Here is a 13,362-nt window from a genome sequence, read left to right on the forward strand (position 1 = left end):
GTTGGATTTCCGTGGCACGGCGCCGCCATTGTAAGCTCGACGATGAGCCAAGCTTTCTTCATCCCGGCTCGCCAGTTGTTCTCCACATCACGCTTTACAGGCTTTTTGCGATCCCCCTTGTGGTTTGAGCCCACCGGGCGGCGCTCCCTAGCGGTTCAGCGTCGGAATATTCGATGTCGCGCATTCGAGATTCCCGAGCGCGCCAGGCGGATCTGCTCCTTGATCCAGAAGCGCCGAAGCGCTGATCTGCAATGTCGCAGCTGCGCATCGGAGAGATCCGCTGAAACGGCGAGGGCATACAATTCGCGGTACAGGCGGCGTGGGGAGGTCCTCAGTTTTTCTGCCAGTACGGGATCGAGACGGCGCCTGAAGGCCGCTTGATCGACGCTACGGGGATATTCGCGTGTGCGGTTTGCAAGCCGCTCCTGCACATGGATGACAGGGCCAAGGAGCGCGAGTTCGGCGCTAATCAACCAGTCGGTCCGCTCTGAGGGATGGGGAAAGGGGGTTCGAATGAGGCGATCCCGGCGATAGACGCCATACACCGGATCGTATTTCGCGTCTCCGGCGTGGAAGAACCACAACATCCGCTCGAAACGCTGAGCCGGATCCGGCGAGTCCGGGACCTCGCCCCGATACTCTTCGTATCGGGGCGGCCGGCCGGGCGTATGTATCGTGAACCATGTGGTTACACCGGTCGCGTCGGGGCGGCTCTCAAGCGCACGAACGCAAGTGGAAAGGCAACTCGGTTCCAGCCAATCATCGGCACTGATCCAGCGAAAGAAGGTCCCTCGGGATAGGTCGAGGGCACGCCGCATGTTCTCGTGCAAACCGATGTTGGTCTGATTGACGTTGATCCTAAGACGCGGGTCGGCGCACGCGTATTCCTCGAGCATTCGGGTCGTTCCATCATCCGAGGCGTTATCGCTGATGACGAGTTCAAAATCAGTGAAGTCCTGAGACAGGATCGATTCGATGCAGCGTCCGACAGAGTGTCGGCCATTACGTACAGCGAGCCCGACCGAAAACTTGGGAGAGTTCGTGGTCACCGGAGTTCCTATGGAGTCATAATACTGGCGGAATGAGGCGCGCTACGTGCATAGATGTTTGTTCGTTGTTTCGGATTCCATGAAACCAGCCTCAGTTGGAGTTTTGGCCGAAGGAGTAGAGCCTTTCAATCCCCTCAGAAGGTCGAAATAGAGCGTCTTTTGCCCCAAGGCGAACAAGAAGATCACAAGATAAAAAATGACCATGACAACGCTTACCATCAGAAGCCGCAAGAGCGGCGACTGCAGATAGCCTAGATTCATCATATAGAATTCAATGCCAAGGGCAAAGGCGGCGGCCACGACGCTCGCAAGGAACGGCCGGCATGTCGCTAGTAACACGTCCCAAGGGGAAACCACTGTGTTGTGCAGTGACCAGAAAACATGTGGCACCAGCCACACCGTCATCGCAGCCGAAAAGGCGAGCGCGACGCCATTGGGACCATAAGGCAGTCCAATCAGATATGCGGTCATGACGAGTGGAGCGATGACAAAGGCAATTCTTAAACTTCGTACCTGCAGCCCAACGGATTGGATGAGCCAGCCCGTAGGATTGATGACGCCGAGCACGAAGATGGTCGGAGTCAACAAGCGAAACATCGTCGTCGCATCCGTCCACTTCGGTCCAAGAGCAACAAGGACTATGTCGTCAGCAAAAAAGGCTGCGAAAACCGAAACAGGCACGGTTAACGAGGAGACAAGGGAGTAGCCCTTCAGAAAGTAATTCCTGAGACGTACTGGGTCATCGTGGAGCCGCGATATTGCGGAAAACACGACACCACCGACTGCCGCGTGGAGATTGCTAGTTGGTACATTGATGAGTTGGTACGCTCTTCCATAGAGTCCGAGCGCATCGGCGCCCCAGAAGCGGCCCAAAAGCAGTTTGTCAAGATTATAAGCGAAATACATCACCAGGTTGTTCAGAGTGATTGTGCCACCAAAGCGTAGCATCTGGTAGATCCCAGCGTTGCGGCGCGGCATGCCCGGCATCCAGCCAGTGCTCGCCCACATCAAGGCGGTATTGATGGCCGGCGCGGCAATCGTTGAAACGACGAGAGCCCAATACCCGAATGCACCGCACGCCATGATTAATCCGAGCGCGAAGCTTGCCAGTAGGGAAAGTGTTTCAGCTATGGCAAGGGCGACGTAACGCAATTGGCGTTGGAGCAGCGCAGAATGCTGCACTCCGCCCGCGCTGAACACAAAGCCTACACTTAGGGTCACGGTAACCCAGAAAAGCCGGGGTTCGTGATAGAAGGAAACGAGAACCGGAGCTGTCGCTGAGCACAGAAGACAGAGTACCGTCCCAACAAGGATGTTGATCCAAAACAGTGTCGAAATCTGTTCGCCGGTGATGCTGGCCTTTTGGATCGTGGCCGACGAAAGGCCGGCTGTCCTAAAGATTTCGAAAAACCCCGTTAAGATGGTCGCCATAGCCACCAATCCGAACTCCTCCGGATCCAGCAATCGCGCCATAATCATCATGAAGCTGAGGCGAAGGACCAGATTTGCTGCTTGGCCGCAGAGCCTGGCCAAGCCACCGCGAACTGCTCGTTCCTTGAGATCTTTCATTTCTCTCCTCGGAGAGATCCAACATTGGGCAACTGCACTAGGGCGGTACGAATTGTCATTGTCCTGTCTCTCAGTTCGCGGTCATGCTCGAACTGATGCAAACCAAGAAATCAGCAGGCACGGCGATCCAACTTCATGCGAACTCGTTCGGCTCGGCTTCGGCGGCCCTCTCGGTCGCCCCGCGCAGCACATTCGCTGGCGGCAAGCGCACCGTGGATTGCCGCTATAATGGTCGAGACCGATCCAATTATCTAGCGTGTGATATTTAAATTTATTTGATGTCTCGGTATATTGCCATTTCGATGATGGCAGGAGAAAACCGGCCGTCAAAGCCGGGATCGCTATACGTCACTGAAAAACCTTCACAAATTTCGTTCGGGGCGACGACCCCTCAATCGGCAAGAAGACGATCGGCCCTCACCAGTTAATATCCTTGTCTCGCGGGGGAGGTGCGTATTAATATGTTTAATATTAATATCATTGCTTGTCTATTTGCCGGCCGCCGGTCTTCGAGGAACTCTACTCGGTCTGGGATCCGAACGGCCCATTTGAGAAGTTCGAAATGGCCTCGACTTCGGCAAGCCCTCAACGCTGGGCAACTGACATTGAAATGGCAGGGTGCGCTCCAGCGCCGATCATCGATCTAGTAGGAGAGGTGCGCGCTTGACCATCGAGGACAGATTGGTTCTGACCTCTTTCAGAGGGCCTGGTTTCGATCACGTGCGGCTTGTTGCTGCAATTATCGTGCTCCTCCACCACAGCCGCGGGCTTCAATATCCCGATGTCCGAGACGATCCGCTATTGCATTATAGCGCGGGGTACATGGATTTCGGCCGCTTCGCTGTGGTCATCTTTTTCGCAATCAGCGGCTTCCTGGTGACTCCCGGCTTGCTGCGCACGGCGAGCGTTGTGTACTACGCACTGCATCGGAGCCTTCGGATATTTCCTGGTCTGATCGTCAACGTCGTACTGACGATGCTGGTACTTGGTCCAATCCTCACAACGCATTCTCTGGCGTCCTACTTCAGAGATCCTCAGACGTACCTTTACGCCAAGAACATCTTGACGCTGATGGTGAACTATTTGCCCGGTGTGGTCGCGAACGACGGAACCCCCGCGAGCATCAATGGCGCGCTTTGGACCCTGCATTTCGAAGTTCTCTGCTACATGCTCCTGGGCCTCTTCGGTGTCTTTGGCCTGTTGAAACGACGCAGGCTCGTTTTGGCGTTTTGGTGCGCGTCCTATGCAATCTCCATCGTGATTGCGCTCAGTCCGTCATTCGCCGCCGCCTTAGGCGGCCGTTTTCCGATCTTCATGAGCCTATTCGTCTATTTCGGATGCGGCGTCGTGCTATACCTGTTTCGCGCGCGCATTCCGTTCTCCCCCGTGTTGGCGTGTACCACGTTGGTGGTACTCGTCGGGGCATTGCCCCTCGGCGGAGGACCCCTCGTCATGCCAATCTGCCTGCCGTACCTGATGATGTTTTGCGGACTTTCCGCTCTGCCCGGGAAGGTCCCGCTAAAACATGACCTTTCCTATGGCGTGTATTTGATTCATGCACCGGTCCTGCTTGCGTTCAGTCTGACATTTCCGAATATGCATACATGGTGGATTGGCGCTGCGGTTGTCTTTCTCGTCACCCTGGTACTGGCCTACGCCTCCTGGGTCTTTGTTGAGAGCCCGGTGTTGAGCAAGAAGAAGATGGTGTCGAAGTGGGCTGAGCGCTGCATTGAATCGCTCAAGCCACTTCTCGGATCGCGTACTCCGACCCGGACGGCTGCTGAGAGAATTGGAAAACTGCAAAGCTGAACGTCAGCGTTCCATGCACTTTTTCGACGACCAAGGTACATGGGTAAGTTGTCGAACTATTCAGCCAGTACCCCGTAACGCACGTTCCGTGCAGGCAAACGCAAGCCGGCTCTCTCCTTGGCCTCTGCGTCGAGCACCCAGGCGCCGCTCCCCATTAGAAATAGAAAAGCAACGTATGCGGTGTCCCAGAAATGGACGGTCCAACCGACCAGGTAAATCCCGGTCATGGCGATCAGAAAAGCCGTTCGATATGCTGTCATCTTCCCATCGAGACCTTTCTTGAAACCTACGGTAAGGAAGATCAACAAAATGGCCAGATGCAGGAGAACTGGCGCCGGCAAGCCAGAGCGCATTGCCAAGACGAGCCAAAAATTGTCGATGCTTGGCCCCATCCAATTGGGGCGTTCCCAATCGCTCAGGCCAATGCCGAAAACGGGATGATCTAGGGCTACCGCCGACCCGTAGTCCCATATCAGCAGCCGAAAATAATATGACTGAGGATCAAATGTGAGATACCCGGAGACAATTGACGGCAAGGATCGGTTGGCCACAACTTCAATCAAAGTGGCGGCTACGGCCAAAAGGCCGATCAGAATTTTCCATCGGGCCTTAACGCCCTTTAGCAGCGAGTTCCATGTCAGCAGGAGCCCCTGGGCGACAATGGCCATTAAGGGTCCGGCGGACAACGACATGCTCGCGGTAGCCGCTACGGCCGCAGTCATGAGGTAGCGCTGAAGGGAGCTCGTCTTGTAGCCGAGAACCAAGTAAACCGGGGCAAGCGCGGTGGCCGCAAACACGCCGAAAAGAATTGGATGATCAAAAACCGACTGAACCCGAGTTAGCCCAGATCGTTGCTCCGGGCTAAACAAGGGCGTTGGGCAGATCATCGCAAACAATTCGCGCAAAATGTTGTGCCCAGAAACAAGCTCGATAATGGCGAACGGCATTAGGACAAGCACGAGCCTGAACAGGAGTTGGACCATGTTGTAGAAGTCGTCCGCGTCACGGATGAAGCAGCGCGCCAAAAGATAGGGTCCGATGGTTTCGATCCACTCAATTCCGAACGTTTGGCTGGACGGTTCTATTCCATCAACAACGATTAAGCCGAGGACACGCCAGAAGGAGAACAGCAGCACTGCAACGTCGGAAATCCTTATACCCACTCTCCCGCCGACAAATTTGCTCAAGCAAGGCAAAATCATCACGAGAAGGACGATACGATAGAGCGACAGTCGCAGTGACCCGATATAAATTTGGCACGGCCAGAGGAGGCCAAGAAAGAACAGAAGTACGGGCAAACTTAATCTTTTCCGTCCGGCCGGATACGGGCCGACCTGCTCTTGCTCGTTGTGTAAGGGACTGACGACCTGAAAAGCGGGGCCATGACGACGCCGGAGTTTACCGGAAGCTATTGAATATCTGGGCATCTGATCGGCTCCGATAGACAGTTCCACGGGGACTATAATGTCCGCCTGTTCGGAACGCCGGGGCGTCGAGCCAGCAGGGATCTGGTGGCGTCATCGGCATTGCTTGTGAATGTTGGCGCGCAGATCCCGTCGAACGCGGTATATCCGCAGGCACCTTTGGCAATGCGATTATTCGTGATCCTGATGTTGGTCATCGGATTTGACCATGTCCATCATTGCGTACGGCGTAGCCACCGCGGGTGAAGCGATTGTCCTGCAGCCAGACATCGCCTACCGGACCTTCAACGATCGTAAACGAGAGGGTGGTGGTAGTGTTGTAGGTAGCGGTATTGTGCTTCACGGCGTCCCCTTGGGCGCAAAACGCCATTCCAGGTCATGGCATTGAGGCGCATGTTTCTCACCGTCACATTGAGGCACTGATGTTGAGATAGCCTTCAACGTGAAATCCGCTGATTGCGGCTCCTGGCTTGGCGACTTCAGCGAATATTATCGCATTTAATAATTATTCTTCAACGCATTTTAAATGACATGCCATTTAATGATGGAGAGTCGTGAGTCAAGGCGTGCAGATTCGCTTGAGTTGTTAAATAGGAAAATATTTCAATGGGTTGGGAGGAGCTTGAGGAAATGTAACGTGTTCTCTCGAGCTTACCCATCTGCCGCCTTTGTGGATTTAAAGTTGACTGTTCCGGCGCCGGCGCTGCCGAGAGGGCCGCATCAAAACAGCTTGTTCACGATTCAGTCGAACTCCTTCTATCGAGGAGTTCACCCCTCGGCTGCGCGGCCGAGGTACCGTATGCAGCGTGCGTGAGCGCGATGCTGGACACTTTCGTGCAATTCCAGTCGCGCCGGCCTTTTTCTGATCGCCGTTGGGTTGCAGAGGCTGCGTGAGGGGAAGCAACATTCCGTGGGTCTTGCCCACATCGACCGTCGAGTTATCGTCGAGTGGAGGAGCGCGCCCGATGGACCGAACAACGCACAATCCAACGGAAGGCGGCCGTTACGGTCTTCCGGTCGAGCCAAGCGGGATCATGGCCGAATACAAGTCCATGAGGGCTGCAGACAGCACGCGAGCCGTTTTCTGCTGTCTTGGGCAAGGCGCCGCGTATGATGGTTGGGAACTCCGCCCGACGCCGCACAATTGATGCACTCAACTGACTGTGGTCGCCGGGGGCGACCGCGCTTTCTTGCCGCGTCGCTTTGTCGATTTATCTGAGATAAGCTGGATTTAAAATATTTAACAGGATATGAGCTAAAGGCTCGGGCAAAGCATTCAGGCAAGATGAGAAACGCAGACGAGCTTTTCCGGCGGCCGCGACCCAAAGCACCGGGATTTTGCAGGCAAGTGGCTGGCCCAAAGAGGCGGCCCGCGCGAGCATGCGAAATGCTTGGCGCATGTAGTGAGTAGCTGCGCGTGATGATGAAAAACATCTCCATTTGGGCAAGCACCAAGCGGATTGCAAAGCTAGCCATTAGCCTGCTCTACTACATCGCAGGAAGATCTTCGCGATTTGTACTTCAATTGATGGGGCGTTCATCGGATCGCAGCCTGATTATCCTGTACTATCATGGGATACCACACGCCTACCGAGCCAATTTCGCGCGCCAAATGGAGTCGATCCAGCGCAGAGCACAGGTGTTCCCGGCGTCTTATCGTGGAAACTTGCCGGGCGGCAGACCGAACGTCGCAATTACGTTTGACGACGCTTATGTCAGCGTGGCCGAGCACGCCTTGCCGGAGCTTCGCGCCCGCGGATTTCATTCTACGATTTTTGTTCCCGTGGGGGCCTTGGGTGGTCGTCCAACTTGGCCCGTCGAACCCGGTAGCCTTGATGCCGATGAGACGGTGATGTCCGTGGACCAGATGACGCCACTGCTTTCCTCGCTCGTAACGCTTGGATCTCACACCAGCACGCATCCGCGCCTCTCCCGAATAGATGCACGTCTTGCCAAGGAAGAAATCGAAGGCTCACGCCTGAAGCTTCAGGATTTGACGGCACAGCAAGTTCGGCTACTGGCCTTTCCATATGGAGATCATGACGCCTCAACAATCGAACTGTGCAAGGCCGCGGGCTACGACTATGTTTTCAGCGTGGTACCTAATCCTGTCGACACGACAAGTTCCGGCTTTGTCAGGGGGCGCGTGAAAGTCGATCCCTTCGATTGGCCGCTGGAATTTTTTCTAAAATATCACGGAGCCTATGCCTGGTTCTCGCAGGTGTCTTTACTCAAGCAGAAGCTGAGCGGTCGGCGTCGAGAGGTTCGGCGCCATCTTGCGGACACCCAGGCCAAGTCGGCCCATTTTTTGTAGTGCAATTGTGATGTGGCTCGCGGTCGGACCGAACACGCACCTCGGGTGACGAGGGGCGAAATAAGACGGTAGCTCACCGCCGTTTCATGCAAATCTTAGCGGGTTTGGAAATAGGGCTAACTAAACTAGCCCAGCAACCGGTCGCGCGCGGCCTCCAAGAAGTTCAACACACCACTTTGCAAACTACCGGGGCTGCACTCGTAGGGGCCGACGTCAGTGACGGCACGACCGTTCAATCCCTGTTTGAAACGAAAAACGCCTGGATTCCGCTGCTGATCGATACCACCCAGATCGTAGTAGCAGTTGCCGGTTCTTTGCGCATATTCGATCACGGTCCAGTGCAGGAGGTACGAGGCGCGCAGATCGCGTCCCATGGAATTAGCCGCACCGAGCAGGTAGATGGCCGTGTCGCCTACGAAGCTGCCGAGGTGCCCCGCAACAAGTTCCCCCTGATGCCAGGCAAGGTGCAAAACGAGTTTCTGATCCGCTGGGAGTTCGTGCTGAACGTTCTTGAAGAAGCGCACGTCCTGGTTCGTCTTGAAGTCCTTCTGCTTGGTGAGTTCGAGGAATATGCGCTCGAACTGGTCAAAGTCATCCGGCTCGAACGACCGAGTTACCCGAATGTCCGCCTTCTCGGCTTTGGCCAGGTTGCGACGCCAATGGAGATCGGCATCCTTTCGTATGGTGGCAAGCGGTCTCGCCAGATCGAGAATGAAGGTTCCTCGGGGGCTCTGCCGCGTGCAATGCCGGAACCCGCTGGCCTCCAGCGTCGTCACCTGGAGCTCCTGGAATCGGCCACCGACGAGCGCCGGGACGACGCGTAGAACCAACCGCCGACGCTCGACGTACTCCCGACGCAGTGCCTCGACACAGCGCCCGAACTTTTCGGCCGAGAAGCTGCTGTCGTTCCTGATGATGGGAGCATGGCTCAGATAGCCAATTCCGAAGGGCGTCAGCGGAATGGTCTTGACGCGAACGTCAGCGAGGCCGACCAGAGTCTGATCCTCGAACAATCCGTTCAGTTCAGAGCTCGCGCCGACTCGGCGCGCTGCAGCAGCGGCATAGCCGCCGAGTTGGCGATAGGAAGTATCACGAAACGTGGGCGTCAGCACATCCCACGTTTCCTTCGACAGTCGCTTGACGGTGATCATTTGGACGAAACTGCGGATTGCGCGAGGCGAGAACTATTGTCCCGGTCCCAGACAGAAGCTCTAGCCCAGCAACGAATACTAGCCCTGCATCGGGCTAGCATATTGACAAAGCAATAAATCAACAATCCGGACCACATGCGAGGTTCCTTGAACAATGCGACGACCGTCCGATGATTTGCTTCGCCTTTATTTGCGCGGAGCTCGGAAAAATTGCGAGAGAGCTCGAATATCCCGGCATAGGCACGAGTTCTGACCGTAATCAACTGTGAGATCGTGCGTGGGGGAAATACCGTGGACTGAGCGGAGGGGAGGGTCTCTCGCTCTTTCGGTGTGAACTGAAGCCGAACGTAAATGTCATCGGCAATGAGGTCTGGAAATCCGGTAAAACGCTTGCGTCCTTCCTCGGACAAAGCATAGACGCCGGACCCACCGATTCCCTCGCGGGACGAGGGCAGTCTGGATCGAATGCCATAGTATTTGCGCACTGGCCAAGAGCAGCCGGTTAGATCGATCTCGGGCGTTGGTGCCACGGCCAACACGTCGCCGCGCGCGAGGCGGCTTGCCAAAACCCGAATGGTATCGACACTGATGACGATATCGGCGTCAACGTAAATACGCGGGAAGGCGCGAGCGATCTGATCGCCGAGGTTTAGGGCGTGAGTCTTACTCGCGACCTCGGACTCGATAACACGTGCCGGTGGACTGAAGCGCCGCGCGATGTCCGCCGTGTTGTCGGTGCATCCATTGCAAACGACGACTACGTCCATCTCGTCGGAACCCGAGTTGCTAACCCATGCACCTAACGTTCGCGCTATTACCGAGCTCTCGTTGTGTGCGGGGACGACAATCGAAATCATGGTTTCCTCAAGCATGGTCCGAACAACGGGAGCAACTGCTCGGACGCCGGCGCGAAGGCCGACTACAGCCGCAGGTTCGGCGCCGCCCGCATCGCCACAGGAGCAGTGGGCTTCTTATCTGCCAAACGGACGGATTCTGATAAACGTAAGCCAATCGACTCCGGCGCATTAAATACCTGTTGTTTATCCAGAGTTTTAAATTATAATCCATTTAAACGATCATAATTTAATTTGCAATATTTTTGCACGTCGTCGGAGGCATTCAATATGGAAGGCTTAATCTACAGCCAGGTCAAGACGGCGCAGGACATCGCAGGCTTTGTCGATCCTCAGGAAAATATTCTCTCAGATAGTTCAGCCAAGCTCAAAATCAGCGTCTTCGGCATCGGCTATGTCGGGACAGTGTCTGCAGCCTGCCTTGCACGCGACGGGCATGAAGTGGTGGCCGTTGATGTCAACCAGGAGAAGGTCGATATCCTGAACGAAGGTCTGTCGCCAATCGTCGAGCCACGGCTCAGTGAAAACATCGATGCCGTTGTCCGCACTGGTCGATTGAAGGCAACGACCGACCCTTTGGCGGCCGTCCTGTCAACCGACGTCTCGTTGATCTGCGTCGGAACCCCTTCGCAAGAGAATGGCTCACTCGAAACGGCGTTCGTGAGCCGGGTGGCGCAGCAGATTGGAGAGAGTCTCCGCAAGAGCACGAACTTTCATTCGGTTGTGATGCGCTCGACGATGTTGCCGGGCACGATGGAAGAATTGATCATACCCATGCTGGAGCGCTCATCGGGCAAGCAAGCTGGTCGAGATTTTGGAATTGCGTATTTTCCAGAATTCTTGCGAGAAGGAACAGCCATAGGCGACTATGATAATCCGGGAGCGATCGTATTCGGCGTCGAAGATGACCCGCAAACGCTTCGGCGGCTCATGGATATCCATGAAAAATTTTCTGTCGCCCCCCAAATCATGTCAGTTCGCGCCGCCGAGGCGGTCAAGTATGCAAACAATGCCTGGCATGCGACGAAGATCAGCTTTGCAAATGAGTTGGGACTGCTCTGCAAAGCGATGGGCGTCGACAGCCACGAAGTGATGCAGGCTCTGGTAAGCGATACGAAACTCAATATCTCGCCGGCGTACCTCAAACCCGGATTCGCTTTCGGCGGCTCTTGCTTGCCCAAGGACGTCAGCGCTTTGCGCCATGCCGGAAAAATGGTCGACGTTGACACGCCCTTACTTGATGCCGTTCTGCAAGCGAACGAAAACCAGATTCGAAGCGCCTTTCGACTTGTCGCCGCGACCGGAAAGCGGCGTATTGGTCTCGTCGGCCTGAGCTTCAAGCCGGACACGGACGATCTGCGTTACAGCCCAATGCTGGAGGTTGCAGAAAGATTGATCGGACGCGGCTATGAACTCGCGATCTATGATTCGAACATTCGTTTGTCGCGACTCACAGGGGTCAACAGAGATGAGTTGATCAGGCGCCTGCCGCATATTGCCTGCCTGCTGCGAGAGACAATGACCGAACTCGCCGACTTTGCTGAGGTTTTAGTGGTAGGAAACCGCGAGGAGTTTCAGAAGAATTCGTCGCCTTTGATCGGTCACGAGAAAATAATCATCGATCTTGTGCGCATCAGGCCGGACGGGCAGACCGGAATTAATTATCGCGGCATTTGTTGGTAAATCGCTGGTCTGGCGATCATGACAATGGCATCTAGTGTTGACGACACGCGTAGCCTCCGGCCGCGGAGGATTCTGATCATTGTTGAAAATCTTCCGGTGCCATTCGATCGTCGCGTCTGGGCGGAGGCGCAATCGCTGCGCAGGTCCGGCTACGAGGTGTCAGTGATTTGTCCTCGTGGTCCGCTCGCGGAGACTCCCTTCGAACTGATCGACGGGATCGAAATCCATCGCCATCCGTTGCCGGTCCAGGCCAAGGGCAAGCTCGCCTATCTCGCCGAATACAGCAGCGCGCTATTCTGGGAGTTTGCCTATTCGCTCAAGGTGTTCGCGCGGAATGGTTTTGATGTGGTTCACGCCTGCAATCCGCCGGATCTTATTTTCCTGATCGGGGCCTTCTATAAGTATCTGTTCGGCAAGAAGTTTGTGTTCGATCATCACGATCTGAACCCAGAGTTGTTCGAAGCAAAATTCGGACATCGCGGGCTGATTTGGAAAGCGCTGGTTCTTCTCGAACGAGCGACGTTCAGGGTAGCTGACATCTCCATCGCCACCAATCTGTCCTATGCCCGCGTCGCTGTCCAGCGCGGCAAAATGAGGCCAGATCGCGTGTTTGTCGTTCGGTCGGGACCGAACCTCGCGCGGGTGCGCGAATTGCCTCCCGACAACACGTGGCGCAATGGCCGGTCGCATCTTGTCGGCTATGTCGGCGTCATCGGGGAACAGGAAGGCATCGATCTCCTGCTTGAGGCGATCAAGCACATAACGTCGACGAGACAACGAAGGGATGTCCAGTTCGTCATTATGGGTGCGGGACCAAACCTGGAGTCGCTAAAGCAGGTTTGTGCGCAGATGGGCATTTCAGAATTTGTGACTTTCACCGGCAGGGTGGACGACACGACCTTGTTCACGGTGCTTTCGACCGCGGACGTCTGCGTCAACCCGGATCGCCCCAACGCGATGAATGATATGTCTACGATGAACAAGATCATGGAGTACATGGCGCTAGGCAAGCCAATCGTGCAGTTCGATCTATCGGAGGGGCGAGTGTCGGCGCAATCGGCCTCTCTTTACGCTCGCAATACTGATACGATCGACTTTGGAAACAAGATCCTGGAACTCATTGATGATCCAGATCGTCGTCGAGAGATGGGCATGCACGGACGTCGGCGCACGCGCGACGAGCTATCGTGGGCGCATGAAGAGCCGAAACTGATTGCTGCCTACGAGGCGCTTTTCAAACGAGGCTGCAAGACCGGGGCTTTCGTGGCTGGAGCCGGTCGTCTGGGCGCGACAATTGGCAGCGACGTCCAGCCCGGAGTCTGCGCGGGCGCCTCCGAATGCGCTCAGGATCACGAGCCGTAACGGATACGCTCTCCAGCAAGTGCTCTATCGATAGGGTGCAGATTGGTCGGCCCGCGTTTGTTGACGGAGTGTAACCCTCCGGTGCAGGCCGCGGGTTAGCTGCGTTTGGCGCGCTTGCCTGCCCATTTTTTGGCGAGGGCCTCAACT

9 protein-coding genes are annotated in these 13,362 nt (G+C 55.6%); 4 read left to right on the forward strand and 5 right to left on the reverse strand.

Annotated elements, in window-relative coordinates; genetic code table 11:
• Positions 1-155: 155 nt before the first annotated feature.
• Together SO180_RS33310 and SO180_RS33315 are read right to left on the reverse strand one after the other, a co-directional pair.
• Positions 156-1,049 carry a glycosyltransferase family 2 protein gene (locus SO180_RS33310; RefSeq protein ID WP_449383056.1) on the reverse strand — a complete coding sequence of 298 codons (894 nt, stop codon included), beginning with the start codon at positions 1,047-1,049 and terminating at the stop codon, positions 156-158.
• Positions 1,050-1,091: 42 nt separating this feature from the next.
• Complete coding sequence (locus SO180_RS33315) at positions 1,092-2,618, reverse strand: lipopolysaccharide biosynthesis protein (protein WP_449383057.1); 1,527 nt, start codon at positions 2,616-2,618, stop codon at positions 1,092-1,094.
• 663 nt (positions 2,619-3,281) lie between these two features.
• Between SO180_RS33315 and SO180_RS33320 the strand changes: the two genes are divergently transcribed.
• Positions 3,282-4,427 (forward strand): acyltransferase family protein, encoded by a 1,146-nt coding sequence (locus tag SO180_RS33320; RefSeq protein ID WP_449383058.1) that lies wholly within the window; start codon positions 3,282-3,284, stop codon positions 4,425-4,427.
• A gap of 56 nt (positions 4,428-4,483) precedes the next feature.
• Here SO180_RS33320 and SO180_RS33325 read toward each other — a convergent pair whose 3' ends face one another.
• The gene (locus SO180_RS33325) at positions 4,484-5,854 is read right to left on the reverse strand and encodes an O-antigen ligase family protein (protein ID WP_449383059.1); all 1,371 of its coding nucleotides are present in this window, start codon (positions 5,852-5,854) and stop codon (positions 4,484-4,486) included.
• A 1,417-nt stretch (positions 5,855-7,271) separates the two neighbouring features.
• Here SO180_RS33325 and SO180_RS33330 point away from each other — a divergent pair.
• The gene (locus SO180_RS33330) at positions 7,272-8,165 is read left to right on the forward strand and encodes a polysaccharide deacetylase family protein (RefSeq protein WP_449383066.1); all 894 of its coding nucleotides are present in this window, start codon (positions 7,272-7,274) and stop codon (positions 8,163-8,165) included.
• A gap of 125 nt (positions 8,166-8,290) precedes the next feature.
• Here SO180_RS33330 and SO180_RS33335 read toward each other — a convergent pair whose 3' ends face one another.
• Positions 8,291-9,316 carry a lipid II:glycine glycyltransferase FemX gene (locus SO180_RS33335; protein ID WP_449383060.1) on the reverse strand — a complete coding sequence of 342 codons (1,026 nt, stop codon included), beginning with the start codon at positions 9,314-9,316 and terminating at the stop codon, positions 8,291-8,293.
• Complete coding sequence (locus SO180_RS33340; RefSeq protein WP_449383061.1) at positions 9,313-10,173, reverse strand: glycosyltransferase family 2 protein; 861 nt, start codon at positions 10,171-10,173, stop codon at positions 9,313-9,315. Before SO180_RS33340 ends, SO180_RS33335 begins: the two co-directional genes overlap by 4 nt.
• 267 nt (positions 10,174-10,440) lie before the next feature.
• On the opposite strand from SO180_RS33340, the gene SO180_RS33345 reads away from it, so the two are divergent.
• Positions 10,441-11,853 carry a nucleotide sugar dehydrogenase gene (locus SO180_RS33345; protein WP_449383062.1) on the forward strand — a complete coding sequence of 471 codons (1,413 nt, stop codon included), beginning with the start codon at positions 10,441-10,443 and terminating at the stop codon, positions 11,851-11,853.
• Positions 11,854-11,877: 24 nt separating this feature from the next.
• Complete coding sequence (locus SO180_RS33350; protein ID WP_449383063.1) at positions 11,878-13,215, forward strand: glycosyltransferase family 4 protein; 1,338 nt, start codon at positions 11,878-11,880, stop codon at positions 13,213-13,215.
• The last annotated feature ends 147 nt before the right edge of the window (positions 13,216-13,362 follow it).

Source organism: Bradyrhizobium sp. UFLA05-112 (assembly GCF_053572325.1).

Coding starts and splice junctions, on each gene's coding strand:
- SO180_RS33315 (WP_449383057.1), bottom strand. CDS start 2,618: ATGAAAGATCTCAAGGAACGAGCAGTTCGCGGTGGCTTGGCCAGGCTC.
- SO180_RS33325 (WP_449383059.1), bottom strand. CDS start 5,854: ATGCCCAGATATTCAATAGCTTCCGGTAAACTCCGGCGTCGTCATGGC.
- SO180_RS33330 (WP_449383066.1), top strand. CDS start 7,272: ATGATGAAAAACATCTCCATTTGGGCAAGCACCAAGCGGATTGCAAAG.
- SO180_RS33335 (WP_449383060.1), bottom strand. CDS start 9,316: ATGATCACCGTCAAGCGACTGTCGAAGGAAACGTGGGATGTGCTGACG.
- SO180_RS33340 (WP_449383061.1), bottom strand. CDS start 10,173: ATGATTTCGATTGTCGTCCCCGCACACAACGAGAGCTCGGTAATAGCG.
- SO180_RS33345 (WP_449383062.1), top strand. CDS start 10,441: ATGGAAGGCTTAATCTACAGCCAGGTCAAGACGGCGCAGGACATCGCA.
- SO180_RS33350 (WP_449383063.1), top strand. CDS start 11,878: ATGGCATCTAGTGTTGACGACACGCGTAGCCTCCGGCCGCGGAGGATT.